This is a genomic window from Microvirga aerilata (genome assembly GCF_016743775.1).
GTDB classification, from domain to species: Bacteria; Pseudomonadota; Alphaproteobacteria; order Rhizobiales; family Beijerinckiaceae; genus Microvirga; species Microvirga aerilata.
This window is the reverse complement of the sequence record NZ_JAEQMY010000012.1, coordinates 1-22,272: the sequence shown is the minus strand read 5'-3', so window position 1 is coordinate 22,272 and position 22,272 is coordinate 1. Positions and strand designations below refer to the sequence as shown.

The window sequence follows — 22,272 nt, the reverse complement described above, 5'->3', positions numbered from 1 at the left end:
GCGGGGGAGACAGGGTTCTGACCGAAAATGCAGTCTTCAATCTTCCCTCTGACCAACAATACGATTGCTATGGAGCGACGCCTCACATGCCCACACTCGACCTGATCAACCGCTTCGCTGATGAGCTTACGGCGATTCGGCGCGATCTCCATGCTCATCCCGAGGTCGGCTTTGAGGAGGTGCGCACCTCAGGCCTAGTGGCCGAGAAGCTTGCATCGTGGGGCATTGAGGTTCATCGCGGCATCGGCCGAACAGGCGTTGTTGGCGTCCTCAAGGGTCGCAGCGATAATGGGCGGCGCATCGGGCTCCGTGCCGATATGGATGCCCTCCCAATGGAGGAGGCAACCAACCTGCCGTACCGATCGACCATCCCAAACCGCTTTCATGGGTGCGGCCATGATGGACACACCACGATCCTTCTCGGTGCTGCGCATTACTTGGCTGAAACACGGAATTTCAGTGGAACCGTCGTGTTCATCTTCCAACCGGCCGAGGAGGGGCTTGGCGGCGCCCGCGCGATGCTGGCGGATCGCCTGTTCGAGCGCTTCCCCTGCGATGAGATCTATGGTCTCCACAACGCGCCGTATCTTGAACCGGGGCAGGTCGCCGTCTGGCCAGGAGCCGCTATGGCAGGTGCTGATTTCTTCGATATCAGCATCAAGGGGCGCGGGAGCCACGGTGCGATGCCGCAAGAGGCGCGCGATCCCACAATCGTGGCAACCGCTCTCGCTCAGGCGCTACAGAGCATCGTGAGCCGGAATGTTCATCCGATTGAGCCCGCTGTGCTGTCGATCACGCAGATCCACGCTGGATCCGCTTACAACGTCATTCCAGAGCATGCCGCCCTCGCCGGGACAATCCGGGCGTTCTCGGATGAGGTCCGCGCTAAGATACGTGACAGGGTCAGAACCATTGCGGCGGGGACGGCCATAGCGTTCGATGTCGAGATCATTGTCGATATCCGCGATATTTTCACCGTGCTTGAAAACAGCGAGGAGCATGCTCTTGCACTGGCTGAGGTCGCTCGTGAAGTGGTCGGCGAGGACAAGGTTCTGACAGCGCCTCGACCGATGATGGGCAGCGAGGACTTTGCCGACATGCTCCGCGCGGTGCCGGGCGCTTACTGCTGGCTCGGCCACAGCGGTGACGTCCCGTTACATAATCCAGGGTTTATTTTTGACGACGCAATCCTGACCACTGGCGCGAGCCTCTTCGCCCGTTTGGTCGAAACACGCCTGCCTGCGTTGTGAAAAGAGAGGAGGTTGTCGATGGCGCAAGTCCTGTGGCAGAACCTTACGGCCGCTGAACTGCGTGACCGTGCCGGCCGCGGAGCCATCGTGCTCCTGCCTGTCGCATCTACGGAGCAGCACGGACCGCATCTTGCCACGGGTGTCGACGATGTCCTCTGCTCGGAGGTTTGCCGCCGGGCTGCGCTGAAGCTTGCAGGCCAGAACGCCCCAGTGGTCGTCGCACCGACAATTGGGATCGGGCTCGCCGAGCACCACATGGCTTTTGGCGGCAGTCTCACCCTTACATTGCCAACTTACCACGCACTCCTGCGCGATCTATGCGGTTCTATTTTGCGGGCCGGATTCAGCAGGATCCTGATCGTCAATGGGCACGGCGGCAACATGAGTGCCCTGAATGCTTTGATGGTGGAACTCACGCGGGAGCTTAAAGCGCCGATCGCCACCACATCCTACTGGCTTCTCGCCGATGAGGCCTTCGCAGAGATCCTAGAGGATCAGCAGTCCGTCCTGCACGCCTGCGAGGCCGAGACCTCGATGATGATGGCAGTTCGACCAGATCTGGTCGACGTCGCAGAATTACCCAATGCCCTGGGGCCGCAGGCAAGCGGAGCGGGTTCTGTGCTGAGTCCGCCATTGCACCGGTGGCGATCATTTCAAGAGTTCGCCCCAACCGGGGTGATCGGTGATGCCCGTCGCTCTTCGGCTGACAAGGGCGAGCGTCTCCTGGAGGCGGCCTCAAGCGCCCTTGCAGATCAACTTGCTCTCGGCAAACCTTGGAACTGAATATTCCTTAGCTTCTCTCAGCCCCTTCACAGTGGAGCCGTATGGATGGTCGAGATCAATTCCACCCGCCTGCTTGATGATTTGGCGGCGCTCCGACAGATTGGCGGCCACGGCACCGGCGTGGTGCGGGAGGCTTTCACTGCCACCGATCTGGAGGGGCGGCGTTGGCTTGCACGGCGTTTTGCGGAAGCAGGTCTGCGCCCTGTATGGGATCCAATCGGCAATTTGTTTGGCTTGCCTCCTACAGGGAGGCCCCTGGTCCTCATCGGCTCCCACTCGGATACACAGCCTGAGGGCGGATGGCTCGATGGAAGTTACGGTGTGATCTGCGGGCTGGAGATTGCGCGCGCAGCGCAGGAAGCCGGCCGACCGGGTATTGCCGTGGTTTCCTTCGCTGATGAGGAGGGAACCTTCGAGCCGCTCTTGGGAAGCCGGGTGTGGAGCGGCGAGTTGCCCTTCTCGGCAATCCTTGACAGGACTGACCGCAACGGCCGTAGGCTCCGCGATATTCTTGCCGGCATGCCTGAATTGATAACCGCGGAACAGGTCTCGCCTCAGCTCTTCAAAGCCTATATCGAGGCCCACATCGAGCAGGGGCTTGTTCTGGACGACGCCGACGAAGCGATCGGTGTTGTCGAGACGATTGTTGGGATGCAGCATGTCGAGGTAGCGGTCATTGGCGACCAGAACCATGCCGGAACCACCCCGATGAACCGCCGGCACGATGCTGTCATGGGCTTTGTGGCTTTTGCCCATGCGGTGGACGAAGCGTTCCGCTCCGAGGCCGGCCCCTCCACCGTGTGGACCTTCGGGCGCGTGACGGTTAGCCCGAACGCCACATCCATCGTGCCGGGCCGTACCGACGCCATGCTCCAGATCCGCGATCCCGAGCAAGCCCGCCTCAACCACCTCGCCGCACGTGCCGTGAGCATTGCAGAAAACATCAGCGCAAAGGGAGCCGTTCAGATCAGGACGCAAGTGACCGCTAAACTCCCGCCAGCGCCGTTAGATGCTACGCTGGTTAGCACCCTCGCCAGTGCTGCCGAGCGTCTGTCACCAGGATTGTGGCGGCGGATGGTATCCGGTGCACTGCATGATGCGGTGCCGGTGAGCCGCATCATGCCAAGTGCCATGCTGTTTGTGCCGTCGATTGCCGGCAGGAGCCATTGCTTTGAGGAAGACACACGGCCTGGTGATCTTGTTCAAGGTTGCACCGTTCTCGGAGCCGCCGTTGAGTCACTGCTGTTGCTTAGTCCCTGAACCGTCAACTCCGGCTGGCTGCCCTCACTGGGATATTCTCAGCTTCAATGCCTGGAACGCACGATTGGCATGACAACGCCTTTCGTCCTTGGCGCGAGGGGACGGACGGCAGATGCTCCGCCTGTGCTACCGGACTTCTGCCACGCCGTAGCCACCGCCGGTTGGTGTCTTGATGATGATCGCATCGTCGGCCTCCAAAACGGTCTGATCACAGCCACCAAGCCGTTCCATGTTCCCGTTGGCGCGCCGGTCTCAGTGCTCACCGACTTGGCCCGGCTCACCGCCTGCAAGGCTAAAGGGGCGTACCCGCCGGTGGCCTGAGAGTATGGCGCAATCCATCCTTTGCATGAACCGGATCGTGCGGGATGTCCCATCACCGGCTTTCCAGCGGCCGGTCCCGCCGGATCCCCGACGGATTCGTCAGCTACTCCATCAAGAAGCTGGAGCGCCTTAGCTGATCAGCCGCCATAAAAGGGCAAGGAAAAGCTGGTTTCATCGACGGCCGCCGGCACGAAGGCATGCGAGAAGTACAAGGCCATCCGGGAGGCGCTTCTGGTCGAGCCTGTCGCCTCCTTGGAGCTCGACGAGGCCATGCTCTCGCGGATCGCGGGGCAGATGCGGACGCTCTCCGGGTACTATGACCAGGCGGCGAGAGCGGCCGCTTCTTTGTAGAACAGCAAAGGGCTCCTTTTTGCGCGCGAGAACTGGCTTGATGAGTACTGTACGCTTAATTCTTGGGCATCCGGTGTCCAGAAGAGAAGCCTTGTACCGATTTCTCGACAAGTTATCGGTAGTTTGTCATCATCCGCTGCAAGGCCACGGACGCTGGTCGGTGAGGGAGCGAAGTATGAGCAATGAACTGAAGCAGTTTAACCGCCGTACTCTTCTGGCAGGTGCCGCTGTCGGCGCCGGAGCGCTCGCGCTCCGCCCCAGCGCAGCTTTCGCTGTCGGGCAAACGGTCACGCTGGCAGACATTGGTGTTGGCGATCCAAACGGCGACTGGTCCGGCTACGAGAAGGCCACTGGAAACAAGGTCAACCTCGTCTCAATTGGCAATGGTCCATCGGCTGTGTTGAACCAGTTGATCGCCGGCGGGGGACGGCAAACTTACGACATCATCAACATTGTCGGCGGCATGCAAAAGCCATTGGTCGAGAACAAACTGATCCTCCCACTTGATACAAGCCGGCTTAAGAACTGGCAGAACAACGAGTACATAGCATCGTATTTCAAGCCAGGGTCCAAAGGCTTCGACTTCATCGGCTATGACGGCAAGGTATATGGTGTTCCAACCATTCTTCAGGGAGACTCCTTCGCCTATCTGCCAGAGAAGACCGGCGGCGAGCTGAACTCCTATGGAGCACTGTTCGATCCCAAGTTTCGTGGCTATGTCGCACTTGAGGACAACTACACAACGGCAGGTCAAAAAACCGCGCTGTACCTTAAGGCCGCTGGATTGGTTGACATCAAAGATCCTTCCAACATGACCAAGGAGGAGATCAAGAAGGTTGTCGATTTCCTGATCCAGAAGAAGAAGGAGGGGCAATTCCGCGTTGTCTGGTCCAGCTTCGAGCAGGCCGTCAACCTCCTCGTGAACCAGGAGGTCTACGTCATGGACTGCTGGGAACCGATGGTTTTTGCCGCTAAGGCCAAGGGCGTCAATGCCGTTTACGCGTCTCCGAAGGAGGGATTCCTGCTGTGGGCCATGGCAGCCTACCTTGTCGCGGGTAACCGCTCACCAGAGAAGCTTGAGGCCTCCTACCAGCTTCTCGACTTTATGCTGAGCCCGGAATACGGTGCGGTGATTACCAATCTTCGCGGATACATGACAAACCCGGCGGCTCCCGAGTTTGCCTCTAAGTCCGGCAAGTTTGATCCTGTCACGGCCAAAAAGATCGCCGACATTGATGCGGGCGTGAAGACCAAGTTCCAGTCCGGAGGAACCTGGCAGGCTCGTTGGCCCTCGAACATTGAGGCTTATGAGGAAGAGTGGCAGCGCTTCAAAGCCGCGTAACCACGATATTCCGGGGTGTTTCCATGAGCGCTGCTGTGAAGCGTCGGGACCTAGGGGCGGCGGTTCTGCTTGGAGTACCTGTTCTCCTTTGCGCTCTTGCCATCGTGGTGCCCTTGGTCCTGACGCTGATCATCAGCTTCTGGGAGCGCCAGATGATTGGCATGAGGCCAGGCTTCAGCCTGGCCTCATATGCGCTGTTCTTCGACGGCGCGCGCTTTTCTGTCCTTCAGCGAAGCTTTTGGGTCGCGACCAGCTCAACGCTCTTAATGTTGGCGTCCGCCTATCTTGTTGCGTATCTGATCACCTTCAAGCTTCCACCAAGCCGGACACGGATCTTTCTCTTTCTTCTGTCGGTCCCGTTTCTCGTGAATTACGTGATCCGGACCTTCTCGTGGGCCTATCTCCTCGGGCGAACTGGACCCCTCAATCAGTTTCTGCAATGGGCAGGCCTCACGAGTCATCCCATTGACTGGCTGCTGTTCAGCGACTTCGCCGTCTACCTCGGGCTTGTGGCGGCCTACATGCCCTTCATGGTCTATCCGATCTGGCTGTCACTCAGCGCCATTGACAGACGGCTCATCGAGGCAAGCTGGATGCTGGGGGAGCCCCCGCTGGGTACCTTTCTGAAGGTTGTCCTGCCGCTTTCGCTGCCTGGTGTGTTTGCCGCCGCAATCTTCGGCTTCGTTGGTGCCTTCGGTGAGGTGGCGGTTTCGCAGATCCTTGGCGGGGTTGGCTACCAACTCATGGGCAATGCCATCACGAGTTCCCTGGACGTTCTGAACTATCCGATGGCAGCCGCCATGTCGACCGTCGTGGTCGGCTGCATGCTGCTCCTGCTCCTCCTATGGCTGCGGTTCTTTGATCTGCGGCTCTTCCTGGGCAAGATGCTGGGGCGTTGATGATGAAGCCGTGGACGCGCATTCTGGTCTGGCTGTGCCTCGCGGGCGTTCTTCTGTTCCTGTATGCGCCGCTGTTCCCGCCGCTTCTTCTGGCAATCCAGGATCCCGCGACCGGGCAGCTGACACTGCAGAACTTCGGGACGATCCATTCCGACCCAACGCTGGTCGGAGCGTTGATGAATTCCATTATTCTCGCAGCCATCGTTGGAGTAGCCGCTCCGTTGCTTGCTCTGGCTGCGGCCCAGGCCGTCAGGTCCTTCGGTATTCCCCGTCTTATTATCACAGTGATTTTGCTGCCGCTCTTCATCCCGGGCGTCAGCATGGGAGTTTCGACCAGTCTGTTTTTCAACCTGACGGGGATTGATCCCTCTCTTCTGACGATGGCTGTGGTTCAGACTCTCTGGGCTTTGCCATTCGCCTTCTTGATCATACTGACCGTGATGTCAGGATTCGATACGCTGTACTTGGAGGCGGCCTACACGTGCGGAGCCAACCGGGCGCAGGCCTTCCGCGAGATCGAGCTCCCGCAAATCGCGCCTGGCATTAGTGGCGCGGCGACGTTCTCGGTGATCCTGTCGTTCAATGAGACCATCCGCACGGCGGTCGTGCAGGGGGGCAACAATACCATCCAGACGTTCATCTGGTCCCGGTATCAGCAGGTCGGCCTCACCCCGAATATGTACGCCCTAATGAGCCTCATCATCGCAGTCACGCTCCTGCTAATCCTGGTGCTCGTCGCGCTCGGCCGCAAGCAGCAACCCGCAACCTAAATGAATGGGAAGCAGACCATGCCTGAGATTCTTCTGACCGGATTTCAACCCTATGGAGGGCGTCAGCTCAATCCCTCCGCCGAGGTCGTTCGAGCTCTCGATAGAACCCAGATCGGCGGCTGCACCGTTCGGGGCATGCTGCTTCCGGTCTCCCTTGGCGCAGCACGACAGCCCCTGGAAGACGCGATTTTGGAGCATCGTCCGGCCCTTGTCGTCTCGACCGGCCTCTGGCCCGGTGAGCCGGTCATCCGGCTTGAAAGGGTGGCCGTCAACCGGGTCAGCTTCGAGATGCCTGACAATGATGGGCAGCGCCCCTTGGATGAGAGCGTCGATCAGGAGGGGCCGGTTGCTCGGGCTGTGACCCTGCCCGTAGGCCAGATCATCGCCTCGCTGCGCGAGAAGGGCATTCCGGCAAGGACGTCTGACACGGCGGGAACATTTCTGTGCAATGCGACCCTCTATCGGGCCCTTGGGGCCTGCGAGCAGCTTGGGATCGGCACGCGCTGCGGCTTCATTCACGTGCCGTATCTTCCGCAGCAGGTCGCCGAGCTCCTGAACGACCTCAGCAACGAAGGGCGCCTTGAACTGCACCAGCGGGCGGATCTCGCGTCGATGAGCCTGGACATGATGCTTGACGCCATTCGCACGACGCTGGCCCTCTCCCTTGAACAAGGCTGACTGCCCAAGCAGGACCAAATGAGCCCTTCTCCTCTTCTCCATGTTCACGCCGTCCGGAAGCAGTTTGGAAAGCAGGTCACGGCTGCGGGTGTCGACCTCCAGGTTGCAAACGGAGAGTTCTTTACGATGCTCGGGCCGAGCGGGTCCGGAAAGTCGACGATCCTCCGCATGATCGCAGGGCTTGAGCATCCCGACAGCGGTCGCATTCTCATCAACGGCCAGGACGTCACTGACCTTCCGCCGTGGCGCCGCGACCTCGGAATGGTGTTTCAGCAGTACGCCAACTTCCCTCACATGACTGTGGCCCAGAACATCGCCTATGGCCTGCGCCGTCGAAAACTTGACCGGGAGGCCGTGCGCAAACGGGTTTCCGAGCTTCTCGACCTGGTGAGCTTGCCCGGTTTTGAGGAGCGGCCAGTGACGCGGCTTTCGGGAGGTGAGCAGCAGCGTGTTGCCATCGCGCGTGCCTTGGCCCCCCGGCCGCGGCTCCTTCTCCTCGATGAGCCGCTCTCAGCACTGGATGAAAAGATCCGCCGCGAGATGCAGGCGCAGTTGAAGGACATCCAGAGGGTAACCGGCACGGCTTTCGTCTACGTGACCCATGACCAGGAGGAGGCTCTGACAATGAGCGACAGGGTGGCGGTGCTGAACTGGGGACACCTTGTCCAAGTCGATGAGCCGCACGCGCTGTTCCGCCATCCAAGAACAAAGTTCGTTGCAACCTTCTTCCGTGGCAGCAACGTTGTTGAGGGAAAACTGGTTGGACAGGGCAGAAGCAGCATTTTCGAATGCTCGGCGTTCCGCGTTGCCCTTCCAGAACTCCCATCAAAATTCGCCCATCCGCCCGCCGTTGCGATCCGCGGAGAGGACCTGCGTATTAACGGCCACCCGAGTCCTGAGGACATCACGTTTGATGCGGTTCTGGAGCGGGTGGTCTACCGCGGCGTCTACACGGATTATCAGCTGAGACTTGTGGACGGACAGGTTGTGACCGCATCCGCGACATCAGGGCAGAACCTGCCTGCAGGACAAAAAGTTCAAGTTGCGGTGCGCCCAGAGGGGATTACACCACTCCAGGCTGAGCCTGCCTGAGTTCCACTTCCAAGCGCTCTCTCGTGACGGTGAGAGGCTGTGAATAATGGCTACCAATGCACTTCAAGAACTGTCAGGAGGGCTCTGTTCAAAGCGATGTACGATCACCTTAAAACCCTGCGTGTCGTCGAAGGAGCATCCTTCATCGCGGCACCCTCGTGCGGTCTTCACTTGGCCCAGCTCGGAGCGGAGGTGATCCGGTTTGATCAGATCGGCGGCGGTCCCGACATTCATCGCTGGCCCCGCATCCCGGGTGGACCGAGCCTCTATTGGGAGGGCCTCAACAAGGGGAAGAAGTCTATTGCACTCGATCTGACGCGTCCTGAAGGGCGCGAGCTCGCCGTGCGCCTGGCGACCGCACCCGGGGAGAACGGCGGCATTTTCCTGACTAACTACCCGGTCGATGGCTTTCTATCCCATGATCAGCTGCGAATGACCCGCCCGGACCTGATCACGGTAAGGGTTATGGGATGGCCGGATGGGACGCCCGCACTGGATTATACAGTTAATTGCGCAATCGGCGTACCGGCTATGACCGGCCCCTCGTCCCTGAAGGGGCCGGTCAACCATGTCCTTCCGGCCTGGGACCTGCTCACAGGAGCATACGCGGCCTTCTCTCTGCTGGCCGCAGAGCGGCGGCGGCGGGAGACCGGTCAGGGCGAGGAGGTGCGCGTACCGCTCGGGGATGTCGCAATGGCAACACTCGGCAACCTCGGCCAAGTTGCCGAGGTCCTCATCGGAGGGAGCGATCGGCCCCGCACGGACAACGATATTTTCGGCGCTTTTGGACGCGATTTCATCACCCGCGATGGCCGCCGCCTGATGATTGTCGCGATCACCGCCAAGCAGTGGAAGGGACTTGTCCGTGCGTTAGATATCCAGGAGCAGATTTCCAGCTTGGAAGCCGAACTGGGGCTGTCCTTCGCAGTGGATGAAGGACTGCGCTTCGAGCACCGCGGCAGGCTGAACCCCATCGTGGCCGCAGCCGTCGCCCGCAGAGATTCCAACGAGCTTACAAGCGGCTTTGATGCCGCGGGTGTCTGCTGGGGACCTTACCGCACGCTCAAGGCCGCCCTTGAACAGGACGAGCGCCTCTCTCCGCGCAATCCGGTGTTTTCGGAGGTCGAGCATCCGAGCGGTCACCGTTACCTGACGCCGGGATATGCGGCGACCATGACTGGCCACAGCCGTCAAGCCCCAGCCTGCGCACCGCGGCTCGGCGAGCATACCGAACAGGTCCTCGCCGAAGTTCTGCGGCTCACCGATGGCGAGATCGCGGATCTTCACGACCGCAGAATTGTCGCCGGTCCAGCAGAGTAGGGCTGGATGAGGAGATCAGCGAGATGTCAGCGGAGCGTCTGATTACCGACAGCATGATCGAGGAATATCGGAGCTATATCGGCAGCAGCCAGAGTGCTGTGCAACAGACAGACGCCGCCAGTCTGGCGCGCTTCGCTGTTGCCGCGGGACGGCGTGCAGATGAACTCTTTGCGACGGTGCCGCCGATGATGCACTGGGCATACTTTCTTCCCGCCGTAGCCACCCATGACCTTGGCGAGGATGGACACCATCGACGCGGCGGTTTCATGCCCCCCGTTACCCTGCCCAGGCGCATGTTCGCGGGGGGGCGGACGGAATTTCTGTCGGCGCTGAAAGTTGGCGCAGTGGCCTCCTGCGTCACGAGGATCCGTGATGTCACGCACCGGACGGGGCGGTCCGGCGAACTCGTCTTCGTCGAAGTTGAAAGGCGGATCGAGCAAGAGGTTCGTACGTGTCTCATCGAATCCCAGACAATCGTGTACAGGCAGGCCGGGGGCTCACCTCCGGTCATTCCTGCATCAACACCCTTGGAAGGCAACGTGTGGCAGCCAAATACCGTCGAGCTTTTCCGGTTCTCTGCTGTCACATTCAATGCCCATCGCATCCATTACGATCAATCCTACGCACGGGACATCGAGTTCTATCCCGACCTTGTCGTGCAGGGACCGTTTACAGCTTTGAAACTGTGCCTGCTGGCCTATCAGGGCGAAGAGCGTCCCATGCGCTCATTCAGCTTCAATGGGCAGGCTCCGCTTTTTGTCGGTCAGCCGGTGCGCCTGCGGAAGGAGGAGGTCGATGACGGCTACGACCTTTTCGCCGACCGCTGCGACGGCGCCATCGCCATGAAGGCCAAGGCTGCCTTCTGATCAGGCAAACGAGAGAAACCTATGCACATCCACGCGATTCACCCGCTCACCCACGATACCGTCGTGGATCTTGCAGTCAGCGCGGCGGCCGCTGCCCGCCGGTACTGCACCGCCGCCGAGCGGATTGTCGCTCAGAATCTCATAGATCAGAATGGCCGCGTCGATCCTCAGACCCTTAACCGGGAACAGCGCCGTCTGCATGGGCTTGCATGGATCGCCACCACCGTAGAGACGCTGGCCCAGACGGCATCCTGGGCAAATAGCCTCAAGAATTCGGCGACGCTCGGACAGACTGAGGCACTGATTGTCATGATTGGCTTCGGCGAGTACCTCGGGCAGTTGGTTGGCGGCCTGCCGATGAGCCCGAACGAGATCGTGCGGCCGGGCGAACTCGGGCTTGCCGCTGATGCGACGGCCCTCCAATCCGATCCCGCGGTCGCGGTCTTCCTGGCCTCCGGCAATGTGGCCGCCAACCGTGCTGCATTAACGGCCGAGCTGCGCGCGGGGCATCGCCCTGACGAGACGCCCGGTGACGACACTCTGGACATGATTCGGGATCAGTTTCGCCGCTTCGCCGCGGAGAGGATCGCCCCGCAGGCGCATGCTTGGCATCTTGCCGATGCTCTGGTTCCGGATGAAGTCATCGCCGAAATGTCTGAGCTCGGGGTGTTCGGTATCTGCATCGGTACGGAGTATGGAGGCCTCGGCCTCGGAAAGCTTGCCATGTGCGTTGTGACCGAGGAACTGAGCCGAGCTTGGATTGCTGCAGGATCGCTCGGCACGCGCTCGGAGATCGCGGGCGATCTCATCGCCAGTGCTGGAACGCCGGAGCAGAAGGCCCGTTGGCTCCCGCTGATCGCTTCAGGCGAGGTCCTGCCAACTGCCGTCTTTACCGAGCCGAACGCCGGTTCTGATCTGGCGAGCCTTCGCACCCGCGCTACGCCTACATCAACCGGCTGGCGGATTGACGGCAACAAGACCTGGATCACCCATGCGTCACGCAGCGATCTGATGACGATCCTTGCGAGAACGGATCCTTCGAAGCCTGGGCATGGTGGTCTGTCGGTGTTTCTGGGACCGAAGCCGCGCGGCACGGACATCGATCCCTTTCCGATCGAGACTATGTCGGGAAGTGAGATCGAGGTCCTCGGCTATCGCGGAATGAAGGAATACGAGATTGCGTTTGACGGGTTCGCACTGGGGGCGGAGGCCCTTCTTGGAGGAGGGGAAGGGCAGGGCTTCAAGCAGCTGATGCAGACCTTTGAGGGTGCACGCATCCAGACCGCAGCCCGTGCTGTCGGAGTTGCATGGAAGGCTCTCGACCTCGGAATGCGCTATGCACTCGAACGTGCTCAATTCGGGAAACCTATCATCCAGTTCCCGCGGGTTTCCGACAAACTCGCGCTGATGGCGGTCGAGACCATAATGGCGCGCGAACTCACCTACTTTGCCGCGCGGGAGAAGGACAGCGGCCGCCGTTGCGATGTCCAAGCGGGAATGGCGAAGCTGTTGGCCGCCCGGGTGGCTTGGAGCAACGCGGACGCAGGCCTCCAGATCCACGGAGGCAACGGCTATGCCTTGGAATACGAAATAAGCCGCGTTCTCTGCGACGCCCGAATTCTGAACATCTTCGAGGGCGCTGCCGAAATACAGGCCCATGTTGTCGGTCGCGGTCTCCTGGCACGACACCGTGAGGCCAATGCGGCTGCCTAAGCGGAAGCAATGGCCATGAGCCAGTTGAGGCTACAGAATAGGCTTCCGGCCGCAAATCAGGTTCAGCCGATTCGCTCGGCCACTCTCAACATGCTTCGCTCCCGTTTCGGGGAGCGCCTCTGGCCGGAGTTCGTGTCCGGCCGTGGTCCAGCATTCGGACAGGTTCACCCGAGAATCCGATCCATGGCCGCGAGGGTAAGGGGCTCACTCAAAGAGGGTTGTGGGTGCCACTGGGGTAACATCAGGGTAACGGAGATGTCGTGTTATGCACCGTTATGGCTTGAGCATAACGAAGGCGAACATCAAGGTCTAAGCCATTATCTATCAATAGTTTAGGAGGTTAGGGATGGCCGAATTTGTTACGTTCTGTTAGGTCTTCGGACCAGATTGTGGATCTGGGGGTCCCCCGTTCGAGCCGGGGCGGCTGTACCATTTAAATATCAATTACTTAGCCTTCGTAGGTTCGAGGCTTGCTCCCCCAAAAAGTTCTTTGGGGTAGCATTGGGGGAGCAGCCTGTGCAGCAAACATCGTGCTGCTACATGTTTGCGTTCCACCAGTGGAGATCTCCCATACGTAGATTGCTGGCGGTAACAATGCCTCGAGCACATGTGCAGCAAGCGACAGGCGTGACGTTTCGATAACGGCCCTTCAACCTTAGGTGGCTGCACCCGAAGATGAACTACACGTCTTTCACTAGTAAGCCGGTTAAAGCTGCCTATATGGGGCGAGACATTGAACGGCGCGAAGGGAAGTACGGCATCCCAGTGCAGATGCCGGTCCCATAACCAGCCAAGAACCCTAGCTTGGCCACTAAGAGGCAATTGTTGGTATGCAGGAAGGATGGGGCAAGCGCTTCATTCAAGCCGCATATAGGCGCTGGTTTCGGTTAGGTTAGATAACGGGGAGTGATCCTAAACGCAGCGAGTGCATCTGCAAAGTTGGACAGGATGTGTACGTGTGCTGGACAAAGCACAATCTGACGAGACGGCCCAGATCTTGGACACAGAGACGAGCTAAAAGCGTGAATTCGGTATCTTTGTCAGCCCGAATCTTGTGGGTGGCCGCAAATTGTTCTGGGGACGGTCGCTTGAGGATGCAGTGAACTGACGACGCTACTGTTGGAGGATTTGAGGGCTCAAACAAATTGCGCGTAATACTTGGTATAGAATGCGAGCCGCTGCGCTCCAGACCCGGCATCCCGTGCAGAGAATTCAGGTCTCATCCTCTGGCAGGGTGGTTCCGCAGACCTCGTCCTTGCCCTCCCGCGTGATGACAACGATTGTTTTGATCCCTGCTTGTGTCCGCTCCGCGGCACGTTTGAATGTTACCGAGAGTGCTTCCTCTTCGGTCGGGTAGGTAGCGAACGTCTCTCCATCATACGAGACCGACCAGATACCTTCCCTTGTTTGCTTGACCACAAAGCAATCCAAGCTTGCGGCTCCCTGTGAGTGCCAGTAGTCAAGCTTAGGGTATGGGGCTTTGCTCCCGCACTGGGTCGAAGGGAGTAGCGCAACACCAAAAAGCCGAAGCCATTGGCCAAAGCCACGGCTTCATTCACCTGTGACGCGACCGCTTTGAAAAGAAAGGTCGTCCTGCGGTGCCCATGATTTTGATGCTTGATCAGGCAACAGAAAGGCCTCCTGACCCACAATGGCCAAGGAGGCCAGCCTGCCCTGTTTTGATCCATGGGCGCTACTGGGGCTTGGATCGGCACCGCCGGGCAGCAGTTGGCGGACGTCTTCTTCAGCGAAGAAGAGGTAGAGAAGGCGCCTAACGCGATTATGCGAGTGAACCGGCGTCAGGTTGAGGGCATTCTCATCAGCAGACTCTCGGAGGAAGAACGATGTCAGATGTCACTCACGCCATCGAGAACCCGGAGCGACTAGCGGCTCTCCGTCGTGCTGACCTCCTTGACACTCCGCCTGAGGAAGCCTTTGACCAACTGACTCGCTTGGCTGCAAAACTTCTTAGCTCGCCAATCGCTCTGGTCTCCCTCGTGGATAAAGACAGGCAGTTCTTCAAAAGCTGCATCGGTCCCTTGTCAGAGCCATGGCTGTCGCAGCGGCAGTCTCCCCTATCTCACTCCCTCTGCCAGTACGCCGTTGCTTCCGGCGAGCCACTCATTATTGAGGATGCTCGAGATGATCCCGTAATAAGGAACAATCTTGCCGTCACGCAGTCTGGAGTCATTGCTTATGCGGGCATCCCGCTTATCACTCCGGACAGTCATGTGCTGGGGACATTGTGCGTTTTCGACTCCAAGCCGCGGCATTGGACACAAGAGCAGATCGAAAACCTGCGTTCCCTTGCCTCCTCTGTAATATCGACAATTATGTATCGCGCAGCCGCTCGCGCGAGTCAGCCTGCCGCCTTTGACGAGGCTGGTGCGCCTGCTCCGGACCAGGAGGGCGTCTCACAGCTGGAAGAGGCTGGAGATGTGCTGGCGGAGGCCGTAGCGGAGTACCTGAGGAGTTTAAATTGGTTTGATGAATGCTTGCAGGACCCAAAACGCCGCGGCCAAGAGGCGGAATGTCAGAGCGCACTTCTGGATGCTGAGGAACGGATGAGACAGGCTACGCAGGAGTTCCAAAGGCGCCTGGGGGAGCTGAGCGAGAAGCCGGATACTCCGAAGCTTAAGCCTGCACTCGAACTTTTGCAGGCGTGTGTAGCCTACTTTAATGCGCAAAACCGCAGGTCAGAGGTCATGAAGCACTTCACAAAGCTTCAAGCCGCTCTGAGCGAGGTAGAGCGCGAGGTTATGCTTGTTACGAAAGCGGAGCATGCGATCCGCTTAGCCTCACAGATGTACGAATTAAGACGCGAGTGACACCCTCTTCGTGACCCTGATTTAATCCATTAGGTCTGATTGTAGAGCTTCTGGACAAAGCGGAAGAGGCGATCGTTGCAGACTGCCTCAACCCCCTTAATCTGCTTTATCTTGCGGTGGAAGATGGCCCAGCCGATGCCCTTTAGCTTGTCAATGGGATCTCCCTGCTACCTCGACCGTGGGCTATCCAGCGTGTCTTTATTGAACATGAAGTGCGACTGGCCCTCAATTGATACTTCACCATGGCGCGGCGCGCCTGCGATGCTATGGATGACAAAGACATGGTCACGCCTGTTCTCCTGCTAACCGTGGGATTCTGCACGATTAAACCTGAGGCAGGCGTCGGCTATTGTAGATTCACGCCCTCACAAAATTAGTTGCAGACATCATAACCGCTCATGTCATGGGCGAAATGGAAGCTGTGGCCTTTACTGGCGTGATCCTATTTGCGGGTTCCTTAGCCACCTGCAACTGGCTCCTAGGCATTGCGTGATTTTGCAAAGGCGCAGTATGGCATGGGGCCGACACTGGCGAGATGCTCAAGGTAGCTGCGCGGGGGGAAAGCGTATATCGGAAACCGTACCCCGAGGGGATAGGGTATACGATCGTTGCCGCCATACGATACGGTAGTGGTCAGCATGAAACCCAACAGTGGCAGTCGCAAGTGTGACCTTGAAAGCCTCGCCTATGTTGGGGCTCTTCCGGGCGTGCTTGTGGCCGGAACGCATCAGATGTATTCCATCTACATGGGGGACTTCCACAGCGACGATCCGTTCACCCACATGATGGTGGAGTTGTTTGGTGCTGCACTAGGCGGCTCTCTCCTGTTCTGCGCCGTCGGCTGGATTCGAAACCAGAACGTCGCTAAGCAGGAGCGCACGAGCCACAAGGCACCCTCTAAACCAGAGACATAACCCTGGGAGCATCTATGAGGGAATGATGCCGATTGAGCGCGTGCCCGACCTACGTGAGCACGGCGGCTCTTGCCGTCACATCTTGAGGCCCAGATCATTCGCCAAATCGATTGGCTCAAGCTTGTCCTAGAGCAGTCCAGCTCCTGATACTCTATGCGGCTTGCCAACAGGGTGATGGCACCAAGGCGGGCCCCGAGCCCATTGATGGCGACAGCAGTATGAGCTTTTTTGTGGGTGTCAACGCCGATGATGATCTCGGCAGGATCGGTCTCTTGCATCCCTATCCCTCCGCAGCTGAGGCCCTGACGGGTTCCTGCGGGCGGACAGGACTGTGACGGGACGAGTTCCCCCAAGCTCCTATCAAGTCACGCTGTAGCAGAAGGTCAGGTGGCGCCCGGAAGGCGGACACGTCAACCCAATGACACGCGGTCAATCATAACAGGGGTCACACCCTCGAGGCGGCTCTGACATTCTCACAATCACAACAGTCATGATCTCCCATGGTGCTTCTTCAATCACCCAATGGCCTGATGTTAGCCTTGACCGATCCAAGGTGAGAGAACCAAACAATAACATGGCTTGCATAGCCGTGGAGCAGAACGATCCTGTCCTCCTGAGCCTCAATCGCTGCAGGTGGGGTCAGGGTGCAGCCGTCTTAAGCAGCGACCGGATGTAAGTTTGAATCGAACTAGCTCCTGGGTTACGCATCAATCTCATGTCTTGGAGCCGAAGTGCCTCAGGGATTGCCATTATGTTCGTCTCCCGGAAGCCGGCTTAAGCCTGCCATCCTCGTGTAAGTTCTTTTTCCGATCTGTACTACTTTGGGGTATGCGCTGCCTAGTCGCAGCTCAATTATAAGCAATGCTTTTATGCTGCGTTCCTTCTGACCCTCATCATGGGGAGCTCTCTACAAAAAGTAGCTAATGCTTTCAAAGGGTCAGAAACTACCTCTGAGGTCAGCGTTTTCTTTCTCGCTATCCCGGAGATGGTTTAAGGTAGGGGGATCGTTATGGATCTAAACATCGTTCTGCGCGGGCAATCCAACGCTTATTGGTTTCTAACCTATGGCGACGCTGAAAAATTAAAGTCTACCGTCGAGAGATACCTCGGGTTTGATGGCATCAACGACAAGGTAAACCTTGTTGCTGATGTCGCGCCGTGGGATGTGACCAACAACATGCCCGCCGCAGGCGAATATACCATCTTCTCGGGCACGGCATTTCTGCCCGGCTCAAGTGGTGCATCTGGCCAGTCTTGGATATCTCCTTTCGAGAATGGGGATTGGCGAACAGGCTGGAAATCCAACCCCTACCACCTGGGCTTTATCAACGAGCTGTCCGGCCTCAGCGCTGCGCAAAAAGCCGCGCCGACCGCAGTGCTCTGGTTTCACAGCGAATCTGACAGCTGGAACTATACAAATGTAACAGCCGAACAGTGGATCAGCGGCGTGCGGTATGACGCCAACTTAGTCCGTACAACTTTGGGGCAGGCTGCAGCGACAGTGCCATACATTTTTGTAGAGGCGATCCCTGTTGGTGGTGGCAGCGACTTAACTGTTCAGGCCATAAGGGTTGGTATGGATACTCTCGCCGCTGATCCCTTCTTTAATGCTTCCATAGGGGCGCAGTTTGGCGACGTCGATATGAACCATGACGGGAAATACGGCGGCGCACACATGAGCGCCTCCGACTCTCTTTTGCTGCTTGAACGCTCGGCCCGATCGATCGCTGAAGAGTTCGCCTCATATGCCTTAGCTGGCTCTCCTATTGCGCAAGCCGGCGGGAACATCGCGAGCCTCGGGCCTCAGGTCAGTAAGGCGTCAATCAACCTCGCTAGTCCAGATCAGCTGATTTTGGAAATTGCACATGACGCGGCCACAGGCTTCCAGTCGATTGATCCCGATGCAGCTACTGGACTCGGCTGGAGCATACACTATGGTGGTAGTGTCTTGCTCGCAACATCCGCTGCGATTGTCGACAGCACTCATCTCATGCTGAAATTCCCGCAGAACATTCCTCAGGAAGTAGGTGCTCTGCTCCACTATGCTTTCGGAAGTCAGCGCCTCGCCGTCGGTGAAACGTCGGGCTCTGGAAACGCCATCTACGACAATCATGGCTTGCCGATCTGGACTTTCTCAGCTGGCGTGAAGATAGTCCCTTCTACACAGCAGCCGCCCTCACCTGGGCCAGATACAACCTTACCGGTTCTGAAGATGACGAGCCAAACGCTCGCGCAGGACACCGGACGATCTCAGACTGACTTCATCACACGCAACGGGGTCATTACCCTACAAGGAACAGTATCGGATGACCGTCCCGGCGTGGTGGTTGAGGTCTGGAGCGGCAGCGTCAAACTCTCTGACAGCGTGCAGATAGATGCAAACGGCAACTGGAGCCATAAGATCACTTTGCCTGAGGGAGCGCACCAGATGCGCGTGTCGGCGACCGACGGAGCTGGGAACATGACTGATGTCAGCGCCTCAAGACCTATCGTGGTTGACAGCACTCCCCCTAGCGAGCCGTCCATAGGCCGCATATCCGTAAGTGCTAAGGGAGCTTTCAAGCTGTTGGGCATAGGGGAGGCAAACAGCACAGTCACCATATTTGAAGGCACGAAGAGCCTGGGAGCCGCTGATGTGGACGGAACCGGGCGGTGGGAATTTACAACAGGTTCAATGTCGCCAAACTCTCACAGTTTCCGCGCCAACAGTACTGACACTGCAGGAAATACAAGCACCAACTCCGGGCTTGCAATCTACGGCGGCAAGAATGCGGAAACGCTAACCGGAGCCGACAAAAACGATCTTATCATCGGCGCCGCAGGCAATGATGCACTTTTCGGAATGGGAGGGCGAGATGCATTTGTGTTCACTCCTGGATTTGGGAAAGATACCATCAGAGATTTCAATGTCGGATCTAGCACCGACGACAGGTATGACAAAGTCCTGTTCAGCTCTGCGCTATTTTCAAGCGTGGACGGAATTCTCGCTCGCCTCGGCGAAACCAACGGCAATGCCATTATTACGCTAGACCCGCAGAACAGCGTTGTCTTCGCTGGAGTCAAAGTTCAGGACCTGAAGCATTATCACTTTGACATATGGTAGGGACATTGAAGCGCCAATTACCTTCGAATCTGCTTTGAGGGAGTAGGTAATAAAGGCCTGAATCGGACTGTGTTGGATATCGCAAATGCACACGGCCTGGCTTTAGTCGATCGCTAAAGACAACCTGTATGTTTCGCAAATCTTCCGAAACATACAGGAGGGCTACCTCTATTAGAACAGGCGCTGTCCACAATTCTTCCGAGGCAAAGCTGAGGCGCCGAATTTTGGATATTGTGTGATAGTTGAGGAGTCGACCCTTACAGGCTCGAAGGCGTTACATAAAAACGAGACACAGGAGATAATGTCTTGGAACTGTTGATCGTTGGAGGGACGCCTTCGCATCGAGGCGGGGTCGAAACTTTCTGCGAGCGCGCGCGCGCTGCTCTCACCAGCATCGGGCATCATCAAGTTGAGTGGCTTCCAACACATACCGCTTTCGCAAAGCGGCAGACCTTGCCTGCGGTTTTTCGAAGCTTGATACATCTCCTGAAGATGCGCCGCCGCTGGAGCAGCATGTGGCTACAATACGTAAATTTTCCAGATCTGCTATTCCTCATTGTGGGAAAATTGTGCGGTTATCATATTGTGGTTACTCCCCATCTCGGGGTTAACTGGCGCTCCCAATCGAGCGGCACGCTCCGGGCGATAAGTATTGGCATGTTGCGGTTTGCCGACCGCATAGCCCTGATTTCCCCGACGCAAGAGCAGGAACTCCAGTTTCCACCATCTGTACCAAAATGCCATATCCGAACATTCCTTCCGGGTGGAATTGGGAAAACAGAAAAGCAAACTTTCGCTAAGTCGTCCGATGGAATGATGCACCTTGCCCACGCCGGCCGCCTCTCCAGCGGTAAGGGCACTTTTCTTTTCCTAGAGGTATGCGCGGAGTTGAACCGTGCCGGGCGTCCCTTCAATGCCTATCTGGCAGGTGCGGCCGATCCGTCGACAAAGCAACAGATCGACTTTTTTATATCTGAGAACAATCTGCAGTCAAAAATCCACGTGCTTGGTCCCCTGACTGAAGACGCACTCTTGGTTCATCTGTCCAAGATGGATGTTCTTGTGCATCTCTCAATCATTGATTCATTCCCGCTGATCGTACTGGAAAGCATCGGCTGTGCTGTATTTCCAATCTGCAAGGATCTGCCTGGAGCTCGCTACATGGTCGAGAGGTATTGTGGCCATGTCGTGGGACAGAACGCAGTCGCTGAGACGGCGGATTTTCTCCTGCGAGCCGATATCAATGAGATAAGATCGGCCGCCTTGGATGCGGCTCCACGCCTTGGCCATTACTACCAGTGGCAGGCATGCGTCAAAGCACTTGAAGCAGCAATGCTATCGCAACCCAACTCCGCTGAGCACTGATGCCGAACTCTGAATCAGATCGTCCTTCGAGGACAATTCTCGGTGTGGAGATTGAGGCTTGGAGCCTAAGCGATGCCATTGAGTTTATGGATCGTCGGGTTGCTTCCTCAGAGGCGACCTGCGTCGCGTTCGCAAACACGAACCTGCTCAACCATGCCTACGAGGATCCTGAGTTCCGTAGGGTGCTGGGCCAGTTCGTTGTGCTCAACGATGGAGTCGGCCTGGATATAGCAAGCCGGCTGCTATATGGGGCCGCCTTTCCGGAGAACCTGAACGGTACAGATTTCATCCCCGAGTACCTCCGCCGCTCGCAGCATCGGCATCGTATCTTCCTTCTGGGTGGAAAGCCGGGGGTTGCGGAGCGCGCGGCGCTCGCCGTCTCCAAGTTGAGTGGTCAACATGATGTTGTAGGCAGTCTGAACGGGTATTCGGATCTGCTCGACACGAAAGCAGTGTTAGATACCATCGTCCAAGCGCAAGCGAGCCTCCTGCTGGTTGCTATGGGAAATCCAAAGCAGGAGTTCTGGCTTTCGGAGCATCTTGTCTCAACAGGGTGCAAGCTAGGCTTTGGGGTTGGTGCTTTGTTCGACTTCCTTGCCGGAGACGTTGCGCGAGCGCCTCAGATTATTCAGCGGATGAGGCTCGAATGGGCTTTTCGGCTGGCTCAGGAGCCTCGCCGACTCACTCGCCGTTACTCCACAGAAATGGCCCTTTTCCTCGGCCGTGTTCTTTCTAAAGGCGTTATGTAGTAGAGCAAGCCTCTATCTGTCTGGTAGCGGAACGTTGTTGGGATCAGGTGCGTTGCGCGATTGAGGAGTATACTTGGCGCTTCGATGGTCTACGACGTCGAGTTCCTCGCCGCAGGAGGACGTGATGCACTCCCTTCATCCGCAAGCCCGCACCACCCCCGCCGTTCGCCAGGAGATCGCCCGCAAACACGAAAGATAATTGCTCACTAGATGTTTGATCCCAGGGTTTGACGGTGCGATATTATCCCTGGAATGGAGGGAAGCGTTATGGGCCAAGTTCTCCATGGGAGCGCCACCACGACGGAGGCAGTCCGTCGCGCGATCCAGCTACGTCAAGAGAGCGTGAGAGCGCTGGCCAAACGCTATGGGATCAGTCCCACCACGGTTCAGAAATGGCGTAACCGCTCCAGCACAGCCGACGCCAGGATGGGTCCTAAAGAGGTGCGCTCCAGTGTGCTGACAGCAGCGGAGGAGGCCATCATCGTGGCCTTCCGCAGGCACACGCTGCTGCCGCTCGATGACTGCCTCTATGGCCTTCAGCCAACCATGCCGCACCTGACCCGGTCGGCTTTGCATCGCTGCCTCCAGCGGCATGGCATCAGCCGCTTACCTGAGATCACAGGCGACAAGCCCCAGAAGAAGCGGTTTGCCGCTTACCCGATCGGTTA

18 protein-coding genes, 1 tRNA gene and 1 pseudogene are annotated in these 22,272 nt (G+C 58.0%); 18 read left to right on the top strand and 2 right to left on the bottom strand.

What is annotated here, in order from left to right:
* Positions 1–86: 86 nt before the first annotated feature.
* From JKG68_RS10540 to JKG68_RS10530, 3 genes are read left to right on the top strand one after another with little or no spacing between them, the layout of a single operon-like run.
* Positions 87–1,250 (top strand): M20 aminoacylase family protein, encoded by a 1,164-nt coding sequence (locus JKG68_RS10540; protein ID WP_202059061.1) that lies wholly within the window; start codon positions 87–89, stop codon positions 1,248–1,250.
* 18 nt (positions 1,251–1,268) lie between these two features.
* Positions 1,269–2,033 carry a creatininase family protein gene (locus JKG68_RS10535; RefSeq protein WP_202059059.1) on the top strand — a complete coding sequence of 255 codons (765 nt, stop codon included), beginning with the start codon at positions 1,269–1,271 and terminating at the stop codon, positions 2,031–2,033.
* A gap of 45 nt (positions 2,034–2,078) precedes the next feature.
* Positions 2,079–3,293: a hydantoinase/carbamoylase family amidase gene (locus tag JKG68_RS10530; RefSeq protein ID WP_202059057.1), complete on the top strand. Its 1,215-nt coding sequence runs from the start codon at positions 2,079–2,081 to the stop codon at positions 3,291–3,293.
* 126 nt (positions 3,294–3,419) lie between these two features.
* Here JKG68_RS10530 and JKG68_RS10525 read toward each other — a convergent pair.
* A pseudogene (locus tag JKG68_RS10525) lies at positions 3,420–3,710 on the bottom strand (hydantoinase B/oxoprolinase family protein); the annotation flags it as partial.
* A 430-nt stretch (positions 3,711–4,140) separates the two neighbouring features.
* On the opposite strand from JKG68_RS10525, the gene JKG68_RS10520 reads away from it, so the two are divergent.
* From JKG68_RS10520 to JKG68_RS10480, 9 genes are all read left to right on the top strand, one after another.
* On the top strand, positions 4,141–5,307 hold the full coding sequence (locus JKG68_RS10520) for an ABC transporter substrate-binding protein (RefSeq protein WP_202059055.1): 1,167 nt from the start codon (positions 4,141–4,143) through the stop codon (positions 5,305–5,307).
* 23 nt (positions 5,308–5,330) lie between these two features.
* A complete protein-coding gene (locus JKG68_RS10515) occupies positions 5,331–6,206 on the top strand; it encodes an ABC transporter permease (protein WP_202059053.1) in 876 nt (291 codons plus the stop codon).
* Positions 6,206–6,976: an ABC transporter permease gene (locus JKG68_RS10510; RefSeq protein ID WP_202059051.1), complete on the top strand. Its 771-nt coding sequence runs from the start codon at positions 6,206–6,208 to the stop codon at positions 6,974–6,976. The genes JKG68_RS10515 and JKG68_RS10510 overlap by 1 nt, the downstream gene beginning before the upstream one ends.
* A gap of 18 nt (positions 6,977–6,994) precedes the next feature.
* Positions 6,995–7,654: a pyroglutamyl-peptidase I gene (locus JKG68_RS10505; protein WP_202059048.1), complete on the top strand. Its 660-nt coding sequence runs from the start codon at positions 6,995–6,997 to the stop codon at positions 7,652–7,654.
* An 18-nt stretch (positions 7,655–7,672) separates the two neighbouring features.
* A complete protein-coding gene (locus tag JKG68_RS10500; RefSeq protein ID WP_202059047.1) occupies positions 7,673–8,746 on the top strand; it encodes an ABC transporter ATP-binding protein in 1,074 nt (357 codons plus the stop codon).
* Between the two features lie 96 nt (positions 8,747–8,842).
* Positions 8,843–10,066, top strand: a complete 1,224-nt coding sequence (locus JKG68_RS10495; RefSeq protein WP_202059045.1) for a CoA transferase — start codon at positions 8,843–8,845, stop codon at positions 10,064–10,066.
* 23 nt (positions 10,067–10,089) lie between these two features.
* Positions 10,090–10,932 carry an HTD2 family dehydratase gene (locus tag JKG68_RS10490; protein WP_202059043.1) on the top strand — a complete coding sequence of 281 codons (843 nt, stop codon included), beginning with the start codon at positions 10,090–10,092 and terminating at the stop codon, positions 10,930–10,932.
* A 21-nt stretch (positions 10,933–10,953) separates the two neighbouring features.
* Entirely contained in the window at positions 10,954–12,645 is a 1,692-nt protein-coding gene (locus JKG68_RS10485) for an acyl-CoA dehydrogenase family protein (protein ID WP_202059041.1), read from the top strand.
* 346 nt (positions 12,646–12,991) lie between these two features.
* A tRNA-OTHER gene (locus tag JKG68_RS10480) sits at positions 12,992–13,077 on the top strand.
* Positions 13,078–13,857: 780 nt separating this feature from the next.
* Here the strand turns inward: JKG68_RS10480 and JKG68_RS10475 are convergent.
* Positions 13,858–14,076, bottom strand: coding sequence for a hypothetical protein (locus tag JKG68_RS10475; RefSeq protein WP_202059039.1), 219 nt, complete (start codon positions 14,074–14,076; stop codon positions 13,858–13,860).
* 413 nt (positions 14,077–14,489) lie between these two features.
* Between JKG68_RS10475 and JKG68_RS10470 the strand changes: the two genes are divergently transcribed.
* From JKG68_RS10470 to JKG68_RS10445, 6 genes are all read left to right on the top strand, one after another.
* The gene (locus JKG68_RS10470; RefSeq protein WP_202059037.1) at positions 14,490–15,473 is read left to right on the top strand and encodes a GAF domain-containing protein; all 984 of its coding nucleotides are present in this window, start codon (positions 14,490–14,492) and stop codon (positions 15,471–15,473) included.
* Positions 15,474–16,111: 638 nt separating this feature from the next.
* Positions 16,112–16,387 carry a hypothetical protein gene (locus JKG68_RS10465; RefSeq protein ID WP_202059035.1) on the top strand — a complete coding sequence of 92 codons (276 nt, stop codon included), beginning with the start codon at positions 16,112–16,114 and terminating at the stop codon, positions 16,385–16,387.
* Between the two features lie 1,009 nt (positions 16,388–17,396).
* Positions 17,397–19,490 carry an Ig-like domain-containing protein gene (locus JKG68_RS10460; RefSeq protein WP_202059033.1) on the top strand — a complete coding sequence of 698 codons (2,094 nt, stop codon included), beginning with the start codon at positions 17,397–17,399 and terminating at the stop codon, positions 19,488–19,490.
* A gap of 306 nt (positions 19,491–19,796) precedes the next feature.
* On the top strand, positions 19,797–20,855 hold the full coding sequence (locus JKG68_RS10455; protein WP_202059031.1) for a glycosyltransferase family 4 protein: 1,059 nt from the start codon (positions 19,797–19,799) through the stop codon (positions 20,853–20,855).
* The gene (locus JKG68_RS10450) at positions 20,855–21,604 is read left to right on the top strand and encodes a WecB/TagA/CpsF family glycosyltransferase (RefSeq protein ID WP_202059029.1); all 750 of its coding nucleotides are present in this window, start codon (positions 20,855–20,857) and stop codon (positions 21,602–21,604) included. The genes JKG68_RS10455 and JKG68_RS10450 overlap by 1 nt, the downstream gene beginning before the upstream one ends.
* 267 nt (positions 21,605–21,871) lie before the next feature.
* On the top strand, positions 21,872–22,272 hold a 401-nt coding region (locus JKG68_RS10445; RefSeq protein ID WP_202059027.1), incomplete at its 3' end, for a helix-turn-helix domain-containing protein.

What these genes read in the sequence shown, in the direction of transcription:
- JKG68_RS10540 (WP_202059061.1), top strand. Translation starts at nt 87, where the DNA reads ATGCCCACACTCGACCTGATCAACCGCTTCGCTGATGAGCTTACGGCG.
- JKG68_RS10535 (WP_202059059.1), top strand. Translation starts at nt 1,269, where the DNA reads ATGGCGCAAGTCCTGTGGCAGAACCTTACGGCCGCTGAACTGCGTGAC.
- JKG68_RS10530 (WP_202059057.1), top strand. Translation starts at nt 2,079, where the DNA reads ATGGTCGAGATCAATTCCACCCGCCTGCTTGATGATTTGGCGGCGCTC.
- JKG68_RS10520 (WP_202059055.1), top strand. Translation starts at nt 4,141, where the DNA reads ATGAGCAATGAACTGAAGCAGTTTAACCGCCGTACTCTTCTGGCAGGT.
- JKG68_RS10515 (WP_202059053.1), top strand. Translation starts at nt 5,331, where the DNA reads ATGAGCGCTGCTGTGAAGCGTCGGGACCTAGGGGCGGCGGTTCTGCTT.
- JKG68_RS10510 (WP_202059051.1), top strand. Translation starts at nt 6,206, where the DNA reads ATGATGAAGCCGTGGACGCGCATTCTGGTCTGGCTGTGCCTCGCGGGC.
- JKG68_RS10505 (WP_202059048.1), top strand. Translation starts at nt 6,995, where the DNA reads ATGCCTGAGATTCTTCTGACCGGATTTCAACCCTATGGAGGGCGTCAG.
- JKG68_RS10500 (WP_202059047.1), top strand. Translation starts at nt 7,673, where the DNA reads ATGAGCCCTTCTCCTCTTCTCCATGTTCACGCCGTCCGGAAGCAGTTT.
- JKG68_RS10495 (WP_202059045.1), top strand. Translation starts at nt 8,843, where the DNA reads ATGTACGATCACCTTAAAACCCTGCGTGTCGTCGAAGGAGCATCCTTC.
- JKG68_RS10490 (WP_202059043.1), top strand. Translation starts at nt 10,090, where the DNA reads ATGTCAGCGGAGCGTCTGATTACCGACAGCATGATCGAGGAATATCGG.
- JKG68_RS10485 (WP_202059041.1), top strand. Translation starts at nt 10,954, where the DNA reads ATGCACATCCACGCGATTCACCCGCTCACCCACGATACCGTCGTGGAT.
- JKG68_RS10470 (WP_202059037.1), top strand. Translation starts at nt 14,490, where the DNA reads ATGTCAGATGTCACTCACGCCATCGAGAACCCGGAGCGACTAGCGGCT.
- JKG68_RS10465 (WP_202059035.1), top strand. Translation starts at nt 16,112, where the DNA reads ATGAAACCCAACAGTGGCAGTCGCAAGTGTGACCTTGAAAGCCTCGCC.
- JKG68_RS10460 (WP_202059033.1), top strand. Translation starts at nt 17,397, where the DNA reads ATGGATCTAAACATCGTTCTGCGCGGGCAATCCAACGCTTATTGGTTT.
- JKG68_RS10450 (WP_202059029.1), top strand. Translation starts at nt 20,855, where the DNA reads ATGCCGAACTCTGAATCAGATCGTCCTTCGAGGACAATTCTCGGTGTG.